Annotated in this window: 18 protein-coding genes; all 18 read right to left on the bottom strand. The window is 42.5% G+C overall.

The genetic code is table 11. The annotated features are described in order from the left end of the window. Window positions 1-127: 127 nt before the first annotated feature. Window positions 128-1,045 carry a succinate--CoA ligase subunit alpha gene (gene sucD / locus BLT18_RS00960; RefSeq protein ID WP_091270352.1) on the bottom strand — a complete coding sequence of 306 codons (918 nt, stop codon included), beginning with the start codon at window positions 1,043-1,045 and terminating at the stop codon, window positions 128-130. Between the two features lie 19 nt (window positions 1,046-1,064). Then, a complete protein-coding gene (gene sucC, locus BLT18_RS00955; protein WP_091270351.1) occupies window positions 1,065-2,225 on the bottom strand; it encodes an ADP-forming succinate--CoA ligase subunit beta in 1,161 nt (386 codons plus the stop codon). 679 nt (window positions 2,226-2,904) lie between these two features. Next, window positions 2,905-3,081 (bottom strand): hypothetical protein, encoded by a 177-nt coding sequence (locus BLT18_RS18060; protein WP_175487320.1) that lies wholly within the window; start codon window positions 3,079-3,081, stop codon window positions 2,905-2,907. Window positions 3,082-3,097: 16 nt separating this feature from the next. Next, complete coding sequence (locus BLT18_RS00950; RefSeq protein WP_091270349.1) at window positions 3,098-3,400, bottom strand: EscU/YscU/HrcU family type III secretion system export apparatus switch protein; 303 nt, start codon at window positions 3,398-3,400, stop codon at window positions 3,098-3,100. Beyond that, window positions 3,397-5,211: a hypothetical protein gene (locus tag BLT18_RS00945; protein WP_091270347.1), complete on the bottom strand. Its 1,815-nt coding sequence runs from the start codon at window positions 5,209-5,211 to the stop codon at window positions 3,397-3,399. The genes BLT18_RS00950 and BLT18_RS00945 overlap by 4 nt, the downstream gene beginning before the upstream one ends. A gap of 74 nt (window positions 5,212-5,285) precedes the next feature. Further along, window positions 5,286-6,059 carry a ribonuclease HII gene (locus BLT18_RS00940; protein WP_091270345.1) on the bottom strand — a complete coding sequence of 258 codons (774 nt, stop codon included), beginning with the start codon at window positions 6,057-6,059 and terminating at the stop codon, window positions 5,286-5,288. 45 nt (window positions 6,060-6,104) lie between these two features. After that, a complete protein-coding gene (gene ylqF, locus BLT18_RS00935) occupies window positions 6,105-6,983 on the bottom strand; it encodes a ribosome biogenesis GTPase YlqF (RefSeq protein ID WP_091270344.1) in 879 nt (292 codons plus the stop codon). Then, complete coding sequence (gene lepB / locus BLT18_RS00930) at window positions 6,980-7,555, bottom strand: signal peptidase I (RefSeq protein WP_091270342.1); 576 nt, start codon at window positions 7,553-7,555, stop codon at window positions 6,980-6,982. Before lepB ends, ylqF begins: the two co-directional genes overlap by 4 nt. A 178-nt stretch (window positions 7,556-7,733) precedes the next feature. Further along, window positions 7,734-8,078 (bottom strand): 50S ribosomal protein L19, encoded by a 345-nt coding sequence (gene rplS, locus BLT18_RS00925; RefSeq protein WP_091270341.1) that lies wholly within the window; start codon window positions 8,076-8,078, stop codon window positions 7,734-7,736. Window positions 8,079-8,234: 156 nt separating this feature from the next. Next, entirely contained in the window at window positions 8,235-8,918 is a 684-nt protein-coding gene (gene trmD, locus BLT18_RS00920; protein WP_091271118.1) for a tRNA (guanosine(37)-N1)-methyltransferase TrmD, read from the bottom strand. Further along, window positions 8,918-9,433: a ribosome maturation factor RimM gene (gene rimM, locus BLT18_RS00915; RefSeq protein ID WP_139184699.1), complete on the bottom strand. Its 516-nt coding sequence runs from the start codon at window positions 9,431-9,433 to the stop codon at window positions 8,918-8,920. Before rimM ends, trmD begins: the two co-directional genes overlap by 1 nt. Further along, a complete protein-coding gene (locus tag BLT18_RS00910) occupies window positions 9,417-9,830 on the bottom strand; it encodes a YlqD family protein (protein WP_091270337.1) in 414 nt (137 codons plus the stop codon). Before BLT18_RS00910 ends, rimM begins: the two co-directional genes overlap by 17 nt. Window positions 9,831-10,110: 280 nt before the next feature. Next, window positions 10,111-10,341 (bottom strand): KH domain-containing protein, encoded by a 231-nt coding sequence (locus BLT18_RS00905; RefSeq protein WP_091270335.1) that lies wholly within the window; start codon window positions 10,339-10,341, stop codon window positions 10,111-10,113. 37 nt (window positions 10,342-10,378) lie between these two features. Further along, complete coding sequence (gene rpsP / locus BLT18_RS00900; protein ID WP_091270333.1) at window positions 10,379-10,651, bottom strand: 30S ribosomal protein S16; 273 nt, start codon at window positions 10,649-10,651, stop codon at window positions 10,379-10,381. Between the two features lie 95 nt (window positions 10,652-10,746). Next, window positions 10,747-12,093, bottom strand: coding sequence for a signal recognition particle protein (gene ffh, locus BLT18_RS00895; protein WP_091270331.1), 1,347 nt, complete (start codon window positions 12,091-12,093; stop codon window positions 10,747-10,749). Beyond that, window positions 12,093-12,437, bottom strand: coding sequence for a putative DNA-binding protein (locus tag BLT18_RS00890; RefSeq protein WP_091270329.1), 345 nt, complete (start codon window positions 12,435-12,437; stop codon window positions 12,093-12,095). The genes ffh and BLT18_RS00890 overlap by 1 nt, the downstream gene beginning before the upstream one ends. A 97-nt stretch (window positions 12,438-12,534) precedes the next feature. Further along, window positions 12,535-13,560, bottom strand: a complete 1,026-nt coding sequence (gene ftsY / locus BLT18_RS00885) for a signal recognition particle-docking protein FtsY (protein WP_091270328.1) — start codon at window positions 13,558-13,560, stop codon at window positions 12,535-12,537. A gap of 20 nt (window positions 13,561-13,580) precedes the next feature. Continuing rightward, a complete protein-coding gene (gene smc, locus BLT18_RS00880; RefSeq protein ID WP_175487319.1) occupies window positions 13,581-17,153 on the bottom strand; it encodes a chromosome segregation protein SMC in 3,573 nt (1,190 codons plus the stop codon). Window positions 17,154-17,256 lie beyond the last annotated feature (103 nt).

The raw sequence follows: 17,256 nt of genomic DNA, 5'->3' as shown, positions 1-17,256 counted from the left end.
AAGCGTTATCCACAGCAAGAAGTGAGCCAGAAGAGCACCCGGCTAAAAGGGAGATTGATAACCCTAAAAAACCTCACAGAACAGTAAAAAAACAGGACAGGCCCTTCCCTGTCCTGTTTGTCATTGTTTATTTTTTGACGGCATCATGCGTTTTGCATTTATCATAGATACCATTGTCTTTCAATGAAGCAATTAGCGTATCACCAATATCTGCTGGTGTATCTGCTACGCTGACTCCGCATTTTTCAAGAGTAGAAATCTTTTCATCTGCAGTACCTTTGCCGCCGGAAACAATCGCACCTGCGTGTCCCATACGCTTTCCTGGAGGTGCTGTACGGCCGCCAATGAAGCCAACAACTGGCTTTTTCATATTAGCTTTAATCCATTCAGCTGCTTCTTCTTCTGCGGTACCGCCAATTTCCCCAATCATAATAACAGCTTCTGTGTCATCATCATCGTTGAATGCTTTTAACACGTCAATAAAGTCCGTACCATTTACCGGGTCTCCCCCGATACCAACGGCTGTAGATTGACCGACACCAGCTGTGGAAAGCTGATGAACGGCTTCGTACGTAAGTGTGCCGGAACGAGATACCACACCAACGTGACCTTTTTTATGAATATAGCCTGGCATAATACCAATTTTGCACTCCTCTGGTGTAATAACACCTGGGCAGTTTGGTCCGACAAGGCGTGTTTTCTTGCCTTCCATAAAGCGTTTTACTTTCAGCATATCCAATACCGGAATACCTTCTGTAATACAAATCGCCAAATCAACTTCTGCATCTACTGCTTCCATAATCGCATCAGCAGCAAAGGCAGGCGGCACATAAATCACCGATGCATTGGCGCCTGTTTTTTCCACAGCGTCCTCTACAGTGTCAAATACAGGAATACCTTCTACTTCTGTGCCGCCTTTTCCAGGAGTAACACCGCCGACAATCTGCGTTCCATACTCTACAGCCTGCTGTGTATGGAATAAACCAGTCGAACCAGTGATTCCCTGTACAATCACTTTTGTATCTTTATTAATAAAGATGCTCATTACTCTTCGTCCCGCCTTTCTATTTCACTAGAGATACAATTTTTTGTGCCCCGTCTGCCATAGAGTCGGCAGCTGTAATATTGAGTCCGGACTGTTCTAAAATTTGCTTACCTTGTTCTACGTTTGTTCCTTCCAGGCGCACAACCAGCGGAATTTCAAGACCAATTTGTTTTGTCGCTTCAACTACGCCTTCTGCAATGACGTCACACTTCATAATTCCACCGAAGATATTAACGTAAATTCCTTTTACATGTTCATCGGAAAGAATAATTTTGAAGGCTTCTGTTACTTTTTCTGCTGTTGCACCGCCGCCTACGTCTAAGAAATTGGCTGGCTGACCGTTGTAATAATTAATAATATCCATCGTAGACATCGCCAAACCAGCGCCATTTACCATGCAGCCGATATTTCCATCAAGCGCAATATAACTTAAATCATATTTCGACGCTTCAATTTCTTTTGGATCTTCTTCATCAAGATCTCTAAATTCTAATACGTCTTTTTGACGGTACAGCGCGTTAGAATCAAAGTTCAACTTCGCATCAAGCGCCATGACATTGCCGTCACCAGTTGTAACAAGTGGATTAATTTCTGCAATCGAGCAGTCTTTTTCCGTAAATACTTTGTACAATCCAAGCATGAATTTAGCAGCTTTTCCGACAAGTTCTGCTGGAATGTTGATGTTAAATGCAAGACGGCGTGCTTGATATCCTTGCATACCAACAGCCGGGTCAATATATTCGCGGAAAATCTTTTCAGGTGTCTTTTCCGCTACTTCTTCGATTTCTGTACCGCCCTCTTCAGAAGCCATCATGACAACTCTAGATGTAGCGCGGTCCAGAACAAGACCAACATAATATTCTTTTTGAATATCGCAGCCTTCTTCAATAAGTAAACGCTTTACTTCTTTACCTTCTGATCCTGTTTGATGTGTTACAAGTGTTTTACCAAGAATTTCATCAGCATATGTACGTACTTCATCCAAATTCTTGGCTACTTTTACACCGCCAGCTTTTCCGCGGCCTCCTGCATGAATCTGTGCTTTTACTACATTTACATCAGACCCAAGTTCTTTTGCAGCTTCAACAGCTTCCTCAACAGAGAAAGCAACTTTCCCGTTTGGAACGGAAACTCCATATTCTCTGAGGAGCTCTTTTCCTTGATACTCATGAATATTCATGTTCTCTCCATCCTCCTAACGATTCGATACGAATACCATGCAGTTTATCTGCGGCAAGGATTGGGTGGAATCATTGGCTTGTGTTGCGGCCATTGTTTCGCACACATCAATTATCGTATAAAAAAATCCCTTAAAATTCAACAATTCTTCAAAAGTTTATAAAAATCTTTTTCTATTCCGCCATAAGGATTCGACAGCAAGCTACGCTTTTCTCACCTGTCACTTCGTTCATGATGGTCAAGCAAGACGCCTGCAGAAACAGCAGAGGATGTGTTGCGATGAGCTTAAAACGCAGCCTGCAGCAATCAATTTTGAAGAACCAGCTGGCTAGAAAGGGGGGTTATGGATAACTCCTGCAAACTTGAAGAAACCAAAAAACAGAGGCTGAGACAAAACTAAAAACAGCCTGCTCAAAAGCCGAACAATAGTGCATGAACGTATATTTTATGTAAACAGGTCAATACACGCTGGACTGAGCGGCAGCTCCATGAGCCGAATAGCCTTGTGGTAAAGACCTTTTCGTTATCAAATTAACTGAGATCGTGTCCAAATAACACAAAGTATATTGACGGAACAACGATGAAATTCACTTTTATAAACAAATAATCCGAACTGATTTCCAACAAATCGTTCGGATCTATCTATGATTCTATACTGTTGTCTCAGCCGCGTATATGCCTTATTCATCGTCTTTTTTTGTTTTCTCATCTGCATCTTTCTCTTTTTCCCACCATTTTCCGATCGAAGCTAAGGACTTAATTTCTTCGATATTCCGAAAAAAACCAAGTTCATGACCTGCCTCTTCCATAAATTGACTCTTTTTTGCCCGTTTGATAAAGGGTTGCTGCTTGCCCATACACACACCTCTTTTTTTATCTATTATTTCCGGACTTTCCATTTTCATACGTGTGCTGATCGATGCGGTATAAAAAGGCAAACACTTCTGCAACGACTTCGTATAATTCGGCTGAAATCGTCTGGTGCAGCTCCAGTTTAGATAATAACTCCACAAGTGATGGATCTTCTTGAATAGCAATGTTGTGTTCTTTAGCCCGTTTAATAATCTCTTCTGCCACATAGCCTTTGCCTTTGGCTTTCACTGATGGTGCTGTCTCTGTTTCTTCCTCATATCCAAGAGCAATAGCTGATTTCACATGTTTTTGTGTCTCTTTCATACCCTCACATCCACTCCTTGTCGGACGGCTGTCTTTGAAGAAGGCGCTGGCTTGAACGAAGCTTCTTTTCGTCGTTCTTTCCAGTTAACAGATGTTAGAGAATAATGGTGTTCAGATAGTTTTTCTTGTAAAAATGGCTGCAAAAGTTCGAGCAAAAACTCCGGTTTTGGATGATCATTCAGCACGTTCACCGTCACGTACCGCCGTTGTATTTGTACATCTGCAATGGTTTCTCCTAAATGTTCGAGCTCTAAATAAAACAGAATACGACAGTGGTTTGGATCAATGCTGCCATTATCCTGCTTTTTGCCCTCCCATTGTATGGTTAAATCTGTGCGGTGATGCCCAAGGAGCAGCGGCAGCTGTACAAGTGATTGGTGAACCAGCCCCTCTTGATGTTGTGTTAATATTTGTTGGCCAGTCAGCCGAGCCAGCAATGTTTCAGCGCTGTTTTTTACGTCAGAAGACAGATAAGGGGTATATTCAAGCAGTGTTTGCTTTAAAGAAGACACTGCAGCTTCTTCACGGGACAGAGGTACACCTTGGCGTAAATCCCTTTCATGGTGCATACCGATTTGCTGTAATAGTTGTGTTATTTGTTTAGCAACAAACGACATACTGTTTTCGTCAGACGACGTGTTCATAAAAGACCCTTGCAACAACACCGTATACGCTTGTTTCTCAGATGTTGATAACATCATATCCTGCCATCGAGGCACTGCGTGCAGCATACTATTATACAGAAGCTTTGCATCTGGCGTTTTTCCGGCAGCTTGGTAAAATAACGATAACAACTGTTGAAGCTGCTTGCTGCCTGCTTTCCCTTCTTGCATAGAAAACTGTGTCATTAATGTGTGGTAGAATTCATTCGGCGCAAGTGTATGCAGAGGCATTCCTTCTTTGGCGGACATATGCGGCCATATGTTTTGTACGATTTCGCGATTCCTTTGGTCTATAACCATCGCTTGAAAAGAAGCAAGCCACGCATCAGACCCGAATGAATCCGGGACTACGCCTGCCTTTGTCATTAAACTTGCTGCGCCTTGTTTTAATGTTGAAGAAATGTTTTCTAAGGCAGATAAGTGTAATAATTGCTGAATATAAACAGGAGCGGCTTCTTGCATACCTTTATTGTTTAGCACTCCTGCTTCTAGTGTTGCCATCAGGCTTTGGTACACCGCCTGGTTTGACTGCTGCTGTAAGGAAGACGTTGCCCTCGATTCGCTCGCGCGCTCAAGCTGTGTTTTCAATCCTTGCAGTTGTTGTGACAGCGGCACTCCTTTTTCTGCTTGATAAAGCGCTTGGAATACTTCCTCAGTGAGCGGAAGCTGCTGTTTATACATGTTGCTTAATACATGCACTCCTTGCTCGTGAAACGTATCCGCTCTTTGAAGAATGTGTCCCCCTTTTGTAATCAACTCTTTGGAAAAAGGCACTTCTTCTTTTAACAACATCTCAAGCATCGCCTTATTTTGCTTATTATTAGCTAACCCCATCGCTTCTAACGCACTGCTTGTCTGCACACTTCCTGGTGACTGATTAGATGTAGCACGGCCAGCCTGTAAAACTTTGAGACGAGGAACGCCTTCGTTTTGTTTCACTTGAAATAAATAATGATTTCCCGCTGCAAGCGCAGCTTCTAACCTGGCTGTCACATTCATCGAACCCATCCGCAGCAGAGCGGTTTGATTGGGAAAAAGTTTTAAGACAGTTCCTTCAAACATTTGCCCCTTTTTAAAAAACAGAGTACGTCCACGCACAGGCGATAAAGGTGCTGGAGCAGAAGATAATGCAAACAGTGATTGTCCCATACGAAGGCCTCCCTCCTTACCCAAAATATATCGGTGTGCAAGTTAATTGCTGCAATAAGTAGAGCACGTTATAGTTATCGTAGGCAAGCTTTTACAGGCGCAAAACTTTGACGGTGTTCAGCCGTTGCCCCGTATTTTTTCAATGCTTCAACATGTTGTTTTGTTCCATAACCCATATGCTGGTCGAACCCATACTCCGGATAACGGCTCGCCATCGTTGTCATGTAGTAGTCACGCTCCACTTTTGCCAACACAGATGCCGCTGCAATCGAAGCACTTTTTGCATCCCCTTTTGTCAAGGACAACTGTTGGACAGGAAGACTCAGTGCCAACGCATCAACAAATACCGCATCCGCTTTCACTTGCAAACCTTGTACAGCCTTTTCCATAGCCGCAATCGATGCTTGATAAATGTTCATCGAGTCAATGTGCTCAGCTGCTATATGTACCACATGGTAAGCGACTGCTTTTTCCGTAATTTCTTGATAGAACGCTTCCCTTTTTTCTCGACTTAGCTTCTTTGAATCTGTCAATCCAGGAAATGTTGTATCAGCCGGTAAAATAACAGCCCCTGCTGTGACTGGCCCGGCAAGCGGTCCTCTTCCTACTTCATCGACTCCTGCTATATAACGGTAGCCTTGTGCTTGCCACTCTTTCTCATAACGTGTAATCAGCGCATATTCTTGTTGTTGCCGCTCGATAAAGGCCAATTTTTTGTCGTATTGTGAAAGAAGTTTTTGTACACCTTTGCGCTCGTCTTGACGCAGCCGCTCCATCCAATGTGTATCGAAAGATCCGCTCTTTAATTTTTGTTGTATTTGGGCAATGGTTTCTTGTTTTTCATTCATTTTCATCTTCCTTATCTATTACTATCGGTTGCTCAAAGATGTTATTTAAGTTGTTTCCTGCAAGATATCTTCCATATCTTGCGGTGTTTCTAAAGTGACACGGCCAAACTTTTGTGTTCGAAGGTCGCTTAATATAATGTCTGCTGCCTTTTCGTAATCAATGTATCCACCTGCTTGAAGACAGCCTCTTTTTCTGCCAATTTCATCAAACAGCTCCATACCGCCTTCTACACGTGCATCATCTAAACGATAACGTTCCTTTAATGCCTTCGGATATCTTTCTTTTAAAACATTAAGCGTAAACAAAGCAACTTCTTCTGCATCGAGAATTTCATCTTTAATTGCTCCAGTAGCAGCAAGGCGGTAACCAATTACTGGAGGATCAAACTTCGGCCAAAGGATGCCGGGTGTGTCCAACAGTTCCATGTCATTTCCTACTTTCAGCCATTGCTGTGCTTTCGTTACCCCTGGCGTATCCCCTGTTTTGGCACTTTTTCTCCCAACCAGCCGGTTAATTACCGTTGATTTTCCAACGTTTGGAATACCAACTACCATCGCACGGATAGCTCGTTTACGAATCCCTTTTCTAGCCATTTTTTCAAACATTGGAGCAGTAAGTTGTTTGGCCTTGTCAACAATCGGCTTGGCACCTTTATTTTTCAGCGCGTGAATAGCTGCAGCTTCAAAACCTGCTTGCTGAAATGCCTGAATCCATTGGTCCGTAACTGCTGCATCAGCCATATCACTTTTGGTCAATGCGATAAGCCGTGGTTTATTGCCGACCATCTCCTCTAACATTGGATTTCTAGAGGAAAAAGGAATCCGGGCATCAGCAAGTTCAATAACGATATCGACTTTATTTAACTGTTCTGATACTTGACGTTTTGCTTTTGCCATATGTCCTGGATACCATTGTATACTCATCTGTCTACATTCCTTTCCATATCACCGTGTTCGTTAAAAAAAGAGAAGGGCCAAAATGTCCAGACTGCTTCTCCTACAATATCTTCCATTTCTACTAACCCGATGCTTCTTGAATCAAAACTGTGCCGACGGTTATCTCCAAGCACAAATACGTGATTTTCTGGTATCGTTTTGACGCCAGTAACATCTTCTAAACGAAAATTATCGGTCAGCAAGCCTTCTGTCAAATCGTTTTTTAACGGCTTTAAATATGGCTCCTGTATTTTCTTTTCATTGATATAAAGTAAATCTTCATCATAATATAGTGTGTCCCCAGGCACGCCAATCACTCGTTTTATGTAGTCTTTTTCATTTGTTGCGTGAAACACAACAACATCAAACCGTTCTGGTTCTTGCCACCAATAGCTTGCTTTATTAATAATAAGACGATCCTTATCTTGCAATGTCGGCTCCATCGACTCACCGTCTACAATCATTGGCGCAATTAAAAAGGTTCGTGTAAGGACTCCTATCGTGACAGCAATTAGTAATAGCCGCAGCCCTTCTTTTACGCGTCTATTCAACTGAAACATTTCTATCATCGCCTCTTCAGCTTTTCATCCCAACAAGCCAATGATTCTTATCATATTTCGTGTCCTTTTCGCCACATCTATGTTTCTATAACCTGCATCTAATTTCTGCTTTCTTTTATATATGATGTAAAAAAGACCGCAGCGGAGTGGGTCCGCCACAGTCTTTTTAATTTCCGTTTTATCGAATTTCTTTGATGCGTGCTGCTTTTCCGCGCAAGTTGCGAAGATAGTAAAGCTTCGCTTGACGGACTTTTCCGCGACGCTTCAATTCGATCTTGTCGATACGCGGGGAATGCACCGGGAACGTACGCTCCACACCAATGCCGTAAGATACTTTACGTACAGTAAATGTTTCGCTGATTCCACCACCGCGACGCTTAATAACGACACCTTCGAATACCTGAATACGCTCACGAGAACCTTCAACAACTTTTACGTGAACACGTACAGTGTCTCCGGCACGAAAAGCAGGAAGATCGGTTTTCAACTGATCTTTCGTAATCTCGCGAATAAGGTCTTGCATCGTATTCGCCTCCCTTTCTCCAAATGCTCTTGCCATCTATCGAGCAGCGGAACATCGTAATCAACGGCTTTAACGCCACAACGTAAATCATATCACAAGCTATGTGTATAAGCAACAAGTCTATCGATCTTTTTTCCGTTCTTGAAGCAGCATTGGTTAGTCGATTAAGTCAGGCCGTCTTTCCCTTGTGCGTTTTACAGCTTGTTCTTTTCTCCATTTTTCAATGTTTTCATGATGGCCCGACAATAAGACATCAGGCACTTGATATCCCCGGAAATCAGCCGGTCTTGTATAATGCGGGTGTTCAAGCAAACCTTGTGAAAAGGAATCTTTTTCTGCCGATTCATCGTTGCCTAACACACCCGGCAGCAGCCTTGTAATACTATCTGCCATCACCATTGCTCCTAGTTCACCGCCAGTTAACACAAAATCACCAATGGAATATTCATCTGTAACGAGGTGTTCCCGTATTCTTTCATCATACCCTTCATAATGGCCGCAGATAAAAATAAGATGTTTTTCACTTGCCAGCTTTTCTGCATCGGCCTGTTTATATGGCTTTCCTTGCGGACAAAGCAAAATAACACGCGGTGCGTAAACAACATTGGCCGCACCTTTTACGTGTTCTACTGCATCAAACACTGGCTGTGGTGTTAACACCATGCCTGCTCCGCCTCCATATGGATAATCATCTACCTTGCCGTGTTTATTGACAGAGAAATCCCTTATGTTATGCACGTTAAACTGTACTGACTCTTTCTCGGCGGCTTTATTTAATATAGATGACTGCAGTACTCCCGGAAACATTTCCGGGAACAACGTGAGAAAATCCATTCTCATCATGACAATAATCCCTCCATGACGTGAATGGTAACCATTTGGTTTTCGATATCAATATCTTTTACGACATCATCGATATAAGGAATCATAATATCTTTATTACCTCGTGCAGGTTTTACTACCCACACATCATTGGCTCCCGGGGTGAGAATTTCTTTGATCCTTCCCAGTTGTTCGCCTTCTTCACTATACACATCACAACCGATGATTTGGTGATAATAAAATTCACCTTCTTCTAATTCTTCTAAATCCGTTTCAGGAATAACGATTGATGCACCCTTCCACTTTTCCACATCATTTAATGATGTGTACTCATGGAGCGTTAATAATAGGAACTGTTTGTGGTAGCGCACATCCTTGACGGTAACTTTCTCTTTTTCAGCGCCCTTCTCGAAATAAAGAACGGCGCCTTTGGCAAAGCGTTTTTCTTCAAAGTCGGTAACAGACAGCACTTTTACTTCACCGCGAACACCATGTGTATTGACAATTTTTCCAACGTTAAACCATTCCATTATTATCATCCGCCTTACGAATAGAAACGATTTTTCCTTCTTCTACTATAATTTCTTGTTCAGCAACAGGCCATGCATCACCTGGCTGTATCTCTTCAATCGCATCTACTTCACCAGTTACTATTTCAGAACCAAGTGGCAGCTGTTTTAGCTGCGACTGTTGAAATTTAGCTCGATGTTGTTTTTCTTTCCGTTTTTTTATTTCCTTTTCAAATCGTTCTTTCACTTGCGCTTTTTTGTGCGGCGCCTCTGCAGCTTTTAATTGTTTTTGCAGTTGAAAACGCAGCTGGTCAATTTCTTTTTCAAAGCGTTGCTTGTCATTTTCCAAGTCTGTCCACATTTTCTCTTTCCAAGCCTCTGTCAGCTTTTGTTTCACTTTCACTTTTTTTATGACTCGCATGATTCACCTCATTTAAGGAAACAACCAAAGAATCAACCAATGAAAAAGCACCCATTCGTACAACGGTTTCCTAAAAATTCTTTTGGACAAAGTGGACGTATACAACGAGCATAAGTTTTTTGCACTCAGGCAATTTTTTCTCCCATCTGCTCGCGTTTTCCCCTTCAGACGGAAATCTTCCTGCCTAAAACAACCAACAGCTGCCTGCTTGACAACACTTTTTTCATAGAGTCCAAAAAAAGGCAAGGATATAAGTATCCTCACCTTTCTCTGTCTGCTCTTATTCTACAATATCAAGGCGAACACGCTTGTTTTGGTGAGTTGCTGAAGCATACAGCACCGAACGTATCGCATGTGCAATTCGACCTTGTTTTCCAATCACTTTTCCCATGTCATTCTCATCAACAGACAACGTTAAGACGAGGGTATTTTCTTGTTGCTGTTCTTCAACACGCACGCTGTCTGGATAATCCACAAGAGCACGGGCAATGGTTTCCACAAGATTTTTCACTGCTTGTCCCCCGCCTTCATTAAAATGATAACACGACTTACTGTTCGTTCTTCGCGTTATGAAGCTTTTCCATGAGGCCTTCTCTAGAGAAAAGGTTACGAACTGTATCGGAAGGTTTTGCTCCGTCAAGCATCCACTTTAAAGCTTTCTCATCATTAAGGTTTACTTCAGCAGGATCTTTTAACGGGTTGTATGTTCCGATTTCCTCGATGAAGCGGCCGTCACGCGGAGCGCGAGAATCTGCCACTACCACACGATAAAAAGGTTTTTTCTTTGATCCCATACGTCTTAGTCTAATTTTTACTGCCATTTATAGACACCTCCATCATTAGTTGCAAAAATAATTTCACACAATAGCACATTATAATAGGAATTTACGTTCCTGTAAAGGCTTTTTCCTTTTCACTACATAAAAGGAAGCTGAAAGCCGCCTTTGCCTTTTTTCTTGCCTTTTTGCATTGACGTCATTTGTTTCATCATTTTCTTCATGTCTTCAAACTGCTTTAACAGACGATTGACATCTTGAATTGTTGTGCCGCTGCCTTTTGCAATCCTGCGTTTGCGGCTGGCATTCATTACAGAAGGATTTTGCTTTTCGTACGCTGTCATGGAGCGTACGATGGCTTCAACACGGCCGATTTGACTCTCATCAATTTGAATGTTTTTCATTGCTTTCTTATTGGCACCAGGAATCATCGCCAGCAATTCATCGAGAGGACCCATACTTCTTACCTGCTCAAGCTGTTCGAGAAAGTCGTCAAAAGTTAAATCTGCAGAACGCATTTTTTTCTCTAATTCTTTCGCACGTTCTTCATCCACATTGGTCTGCGCTTTTTCAATCAATGAGAGAACGTCTCCCATTCCCAAAATACGCGAGGCCATTCGCTCGGGATGAAACGGTTCGAGCTGATCTACCTTTTCTCCCATACCAGCGAATTTAATTGGTGTATTCGTTACAGATTTAACAGACAGCGCTGCCCCGCCTCGTGTATCGCCGTCTAGTTTTGTTAGAACGACTCCAGTAAGACCAAGCTGTTCATTAAAGCTTTCTGCAACATTAACAGCATCCTGACCAGTCATTGCATCTACAACGAGGAGAATTTCATCAGGATTTACCGCCTCTTTTATATCTTGAAGCTCTCCCATCAGCTCTTCATCAACGTGCAAACGACCAGCTGTATCAATTAATACATAATCTTGATGGTCTTCTTTCGCCTGTGCTACAGCCCCTTTGGCAATCTCTACCGGCTTTTCTTTATCACCTAATGAAAACACTGGCATATCCAGCTGCTTTCCTAATGTGTGGAGCTGGTCAATCGCTGCCGGACGGTAAATATCAGCTGCAGCCATTAAAGGGCTGCGGTTATTATTTTTGCGGAGAAAATTAGCCACCTTCGCTGTCGTCGTTGTTTTCCCCGCACCTTGTAAACCAACCATCATAACAACTGTTGGGGGCTTTTGTGCTTGCGCTATTTTGCTTTGTTCCCCGCCCATTAATGCGGTCAGCTCTTCATTTACTACTTTAATAACTTGCTGACCTGGAGTGAGGCTTTTCATTACTTCCTGTCCAACTGCCCGCTCTTTTACAGCGTTGACAAACTTTTTCACGACTTTAAAGTTAACGTCTGCTTCAAGCAAGGCAAGCCGTACTTCGCGCATCATTTCTTTGACGTCGGACTCCGAAACTTTCCCTCTGCTTTTCATTTTATCAAAGGTAGCTTGCAGCCTTTCCGCCAAGCCTTCAAATGCCATTACGTCGTCCCCTCCTCCTCTAATTTTTCCAGTTCATGTATTGTTTTCATCAGACCAGGGGAAGGAGAGCTTTCTTTCGCATACTTTCTTAACTCTCGGTAATGTTTTCTCCGCTCTTGATATTTGTGGTACAAACCAAGCTTTTCTTCGTACTCTTCTAACATTGCCTCCGTCCGGCGGATGTTGTCGTACACGGCCTGACGGCTGACATGGAAGTGTTCGGAAATTTCTCCGAGTGAAAAATCGTCAAGAAAGTAAAGCTCCATGTACTTCTGTTGTTTTAACGTTAACAAGGGCTGATAAAAATCAAACAAAGCGTTCATGCGTACTGTTTTTTCAAGCATGATCGTTCACCCTCTTAATGTTAAGTGCAATCCCTTTACAAACAAAAATCATACTAAAATTTCGTGGCAGTGTCAAGAAAATATCTTTACGAATGTATTAACGTACGGAAGAATTGTCTGCTTCTTCCTCTGCATCTTCCCCTGTTTCTGCTTCTACTAATTCTTTAAACAGACCATACACAAACTGATCAGCATCAAATGGCTGCAAATCATCCATCCCTTCACCTAAGCCTACCAGTTTTACCGGTATGTTCAGCTCGTTACGAATAGCAAGAACGATCCCGCCTTTTGCCGTTCCGTCGAGTTTTGTCAACACAATTCCTGTAACATCTGTGGCTTCACCAAACGTTTTTGCCTGTGTCATTGCATTTTGTCCTGTCGTTGCATCCAATACGAGCAGCACTTCATGTGGAGCATTCGGTATTTCGCGCGAGATCACGCGTTTAACTTTTTCCAGCTCTTTCATTAAGTTCACTTTATTTTGTAACCTTCCTGCCGTATCACAAAGCAATACGTCTGCTTTTTTAGCACGTGCGGATTGAATGGCATCATACATCACCGCTGCAGGGTCAGAGCCTTCTTGCTGTTTCACTACATCTACGCCAACACGTTCTCCCCATATTTCGAGCTGTTCAATTGCACCAGCACGAAACGTATCACCTGCAGCCATAACAACACGTTTGCCTTCTTGTTTAAAGGAATGTGCCATTTTACCGATTGTTGTTGTTTTGCCAACCCCGTTTACACCGACAAAAAGAATCACTGTCATTTGATTATCTTGCATATTAAGTTTTGTATCTTCTCCACTTTTATCCAGTTTTTCAGCTAGCTTTTCACTAATGACAGGTGCAATATCTTTGGAATCTTTTATATTTCTCAATTTCACTTCATCTTTTAATTCATCAATCAATTCCATGACAGTGGACACACCAACGTCTGCCCCAATTAAAATTTCTTCCAGCTCTTCAAAAAAATCTTCATCAACGGTTCGGTATTGTGCAAACAACTCATTCATTCGGCCAACAAACGAATCGCGCGTTTTTGTTAACCCTTCTTTAAATTTTTCCGTCACCGTTTCGGTTTGCGTTGTGAATTTATTTTTTAGTTTCTTAAAAAAACCCATACAGCTGCTCCTTTCATTTGTTATGTCGTTTCCTCCAACAGTTTAGCCGTTTCCTCCAAGCGAACAGAAACCATCTTAGAAACACCGGACTCTTCCATCGTAATACCATATAACACATCAGCCGCTTCCATTGTTGTTTTACGATGGCTAATAACAATAAATTGCGTCGTTTCACTAAACCGGCGCAAGTACTCGGAGAACCGCACAAGGTTTGCTTCATCAAGTGCTGCCTCTACTTCATCGAGTACACAAAACGGCACCGGCTTTGCTTTGACAATCGAAAACAGCAAAGCAATAGCGGTCAATGCTTTTTCCCCGCCTGATAATAACGACAAGTGCTGACGCTTTTTCCCAGGCGGACGCGCCATAATGTCTACTCCTGTCTCAAGCAAGTCATCAGGCTCTGTGAGAAGAAGATCAGCATCACCACCACCAAACAATTCTACAAATGTTTCTTGAAAGTGCTTCCGAATTACACTGTATGTTTCAGAAAAACGACGTCTCACTTCTTCATCCATTTCTTGGATTACAGCAAACAATGATTCTTGCGCTTTATGCAAGTCGTCTTTTTGTGCAGTCAAAAAAGACACCCGTTCGCTGACACGTTCCAATTCATCAATGGAACCAAGGTTGATTGTGCCCAGTTCTTCAATATCCATCTTCAATAACTTTATTTTTTGTTTGGCCTCTTCTATATCGATAGAAAGAGAATAATGCTGCCTGGCACGTTCAAAGCTTAACTCGTGTGTTTCTTGCAGCTCTTGTAATTTAGTATCTAGTTCCACATCTAAACGGTTGAGTTCCACTTGTTGTTCATGCAAGTGGTTCTGCTGCTCATTAAAGGCTGTCGTCATGCGTTGAATACGTAATTTCAAATGTTCGAGCTCTTGTCCTGCCTCTGTTTTATCACGACGAAGGGAGGCAAGCTGTGCCGTTAGCTGTGCTTTCTTCTCTTTTAACTCATCGATATCGACCGCTGCTGCATCATCCCCGCCATCAATCGAAGAAAGCTGCTCATTAAGCAGGCGAATGTCTTTTTCCAGCGAGCGAATGAATTGTTCTTCCTCTTGGTCCTGTGATTCGATTCGTTTCACTTCTGACTGTTCATGAGACATTGTTTCCTGTGATGCGGCTAGTTCTATTTTCCACTCATTGGCACATTCTTTTAGTTCTTCTAGTTTTTCTCCACGCTGCTTTTCAGAAGACTCCAGAGTTGCAATCTTCTGTTCTAGTTCGGCAATTTTCCCGGAAAGAGACGTTTTATTCTCCTCTAACACTTGCTGGCGCTGATTCAATTTATTCAGTTCTTCTTTTAAAGAAGCCGATTCCCTGTCAAAAAGCGACAGCCGTGAATGGGAGCGCGCCAATTCTGCTTCTTTTTTGCGGCGTTCTTCATTGGCTTCTTCTAATTTCGTGCGAGCTTTTTCTTCCTGTTGACGGCAGGAGTCTAACTCGCGGTGCAGCTTATCACGCTGTTCTTTCAGCTGTTGCACTTTTTTTTCCAAGGCTGCTGTTTTTTCCTGCATCACTGCGTATTTACGTTTTAATTCTTGTAACTCCTGCTGACGTCCGAGCAGTTGATGTTTTTGTTGTTTTACAGCTCCGCCACTCATCGAACCACCCGGATTGACGACATCCCCATCCAGCGTAACAAAGCGCACTTTATATTGTGATAACCGTGCCATCTTGTTTGCCGCTTCTAACGTTTCAGCAATCACAACCTGTCCAAGCAAATTATCCGTAATATGTTGATAAGCCCGCTCTATTTCTACTGCTTCAGAGGCGACGGCTACAAAACCCGGTTGTGCCTTTAACGTTTCCCTTACAGCATGTGACAAGCTTCTCGGGCGTATGACGTCTGCCGGCAAAAACGTTGCTCTGCCTTTTTTATTCGTCTTCAAATATTGAATGGCATGTCTTGCGTCTTTTTCCGTTTCGGTCACAACATGCTGCAGTGCACCGCCAAGCGCTGTTTCTACTGCTGTGACATAAGAAGAAGGTACATTGATTAACTCGGCGACAGCGCCAATAATTCCTTTTATATTGGTATTTCGAGCCTTAAGGATTTCTTTTACACCATGGAAAAAACCTGTATAGTCTGATTCCATCTCTTCTAATACATTAACGCGGGATTTCGTTTTATCTAAATAACGATAAGCTTCATACAGTTTTTCTTCCTGCTGGTCCGACTCTTCTGCGGCTTGCTGCCACTGCTTTTGCAGCTGTTGATACGATTGTTTCATCTCTTCGTATTCTTTTGCGAGCTTTTCTGTATAGGTATTCCATGTTTCAACATGCTCTTCAATCGTTTTTCGTTCTTTGAGATAGCGATCATTTTCTACCTGTAACGATTGAAATCGTTGATCAAATTGTGTTTTCTGGTCTTCAATGTGCCTTTCTTCATTTCGAATCGCTGCCTGTTCATTTAAACGTTCAATGTATTCACTTTTTAACGATTCGATTTCTTCCTGTTTGCTTGCCACATAGTATTGCCATTGCGATTGATTTTCTTTGAGCTTCTCTTTTAATTCTTTTACTTTTTTTGTACTCTGTTTCAGCTGTTGTTTTTGTTGTTTGAGCAGTTGTTTTGTATGTTTGTTTTTTTCCGCCGTTTCCCAAAGCCTCTTTTCCCACTCTGCTTTTTTCTCCCCTGCGTTTTTCCCTCGCTCTTCTAGCAGGCGGCGGTGCCCTTCTTCCTTTTCAAGCTGTTCACTTGCAGCAACCAGGGCATCTTGTACAGCAGAAATATTTTTTTCCATATTCTCTATGGTTTGCTGCCATTCTTTTCGTTTTTCCTCTTGTTGTTTAAGCTCTTTGTCAGAAACTGTTTGTTGTTTTTCTATGTTTTCTATTTCCTCGTGAAGCGCGGTCCACACCTGATGTTTCATTGTGACTTCTTCAACAAGCGCCCCGATTTCATACTCTTTCAAGGTTTCTGTTTTTGTTAAGTAATCTTTTGCTGCCGACGCCTGTTGTTTTAATGGTTCTAGTTGTCCTTCCAACTCAGATAAAATGTCTTCAACACGGTAAAGATTATCGCGTGTTTCTGTCAGTTTTTTCTCAGCCTGCTGTTTTCGCTGCTTATACTTGACGACACCGGCTGCTTCTTCAAAAATTGCCCGCCTTTCCACAGGTTTACTGGACAACACTTCTTCAACACGCCCCTGCCCAATAATGGAAAATGCTTCTTTTCCCAGTCCAGAATCCATAAACAGCTCTACGATATCCTTTCGCCGGCACGGCTTTTGGTTCATTAAGTATTCACTCTCGCCAGAGCGGTAGAGCCTTCGTGTAATACTTACCTCGCTGAATCCCAGCAAGAGTTCATCATTCGTATTGTCGAGTACTACCGTAATACTTGCAAGATTTAGAGAACGTCGTGTATCACTGCCTGCAAATATGACATCTTCCATTTTTGCTCCACGCAGACTTCGTGCCGATTGTTCTCCCAACACCCAGCGGATGCCATCAGCAATATTGCTTTTTCCACTTCCATTCGGGCCGACAACGGCATTCACTCCGGGAACAAATTCTATATTCATTTCTTCGGCAAAAGATTTAAAACCTTTTACTTCTAATCGTTTGAGGAACAAACCTGTATCCTCCTCCATTTAATTTCTTGGGTGTTATTGCACATTCGTACAGCACTCTGAAGGGGGCTATCCTATTTTACCACACCTGCCATCCCCAAAGAAG

Source organism: Alteribacillus persepolensis, assembly GCF_900099605.1.
GTDB lineage: Bacteria > Bacillota > Bacilli > Bacillales > Marinococcaceae > Alteribacillus > Alteribacillus persepolensis.
This window is presented reverse-complemented; position numbering and strand designations above follow the sequence as displayed.

What these genes read in the sequence shown, in the direction of transcription:
- sucD (WP_091270352.1), bottom strand. Translation starts at nt 1,045, where the DNA reads ATGAGCATCTTTATTAATAAAGATACAAAAGTGATTGTACAGGGAATC.
- sucC (WP_091270351.1), bottom strand. Translation starts at nt 2,225, where the DNA reads ATGAATATTCATGAGTATCAAGGAAAAGAGCTCCTCAGAGAATATGGA.
- BLT18_RS18060 (WP_175487320.1), bottom strand. Translation starts at nt 3,081, where the DNA reads ATGGGCAAGCAGCAACCCTTTATCAAACGGGCAAAAAAGAGTCAATTT.
- BLT18_RS00950 (WP_091270349.1), bottom strand. Translation starts at nt 3,400, where the DNA reads ATGAAAGAGACACAAAAACATGTGAAATCAGCTATTGCTCTTGGATAT.
- BLT18_RS00945 (WP_091270347.1), bottom strand. Translation starts at nt 5,211, where the DNA reads ATGGGACAATCACTGTTTGCATTATCTTCTGCTCCAGCACCTTTATCG.
- BLT18_RS00940 (WP_091270345.1), bottom strand. Translation starts at nt 6,059, where the DNA reads ATGAATGAAAAACAAGAAACCATTGCCCAAATACAACAAAAATTAAAG.
- ylqF (WP_091270344.1), bottom strand. Translation starts at nt 6,983, where the DNA reads ATGAGTATACAATGGTATCCAGGACATATGGCAAAAGCAAAACGTCAA.
- lepB (WP_091270342.1), bottom strand. Translation starts at nt 7,555, where the DNA reads ATGTTTCAGTTGAATAGACGCGTAAAAGAAGGGCTGCGGCTATTACTA.
- rplS (WP_091270341.1), bottom strand. Translation starts at nt 8,078, where the DNA reads ATGCAAGACCTTATTCGCGAGATTACGAAAGATCAGTTGAAAACCGAT.
- trmD (WP_091271118.1), bottom strand. Translation starts at nt 8,918, where the DNA reads ATGAGAATGGATTTTCTCACGTTGTTCCCGGAAATGTTTCCGGGAGTA.
- BLT18_RS00910 (WP_091270337.1), bottom strand. Translation starts at nt 9,830, where the DNA reads ATGCGAGTCATAAAAAAAGTGAAAGTGAAACAAAAGCTGACAGAGGCT.
- rpsP (WP_091270333.1), bottom strand. Translation starts at nt 10,651, where the DNA reads ATGGCAGTAAAAATTAGACTAAGACGTATGGGATCAAAGAAAAAACCT.
- ffh (WP_091270331.1), bottom strand. Translation starts at nt 12,093, where the DNA reads ATGGCATTTGAAGGCTTGGCGGAAAGGCTGCAAGCTACCTTTGATAAA.
- BLT18_RS00890 (WP_091270329.1), bottom strand. Translation starts at nt 12,437, where the DNA reads ATGCTTGAAAAAACAGTACGCATGAACGCTTTGTTTGATTTTTATCAG.
- ftsY (WP_091270328.1), bottom strand. Translation starts at nt 13,560, where the DNA reads ATGGGTTTTTTTAAGAAACTAAAAAATAAATTCACAACGCAAACCGAA.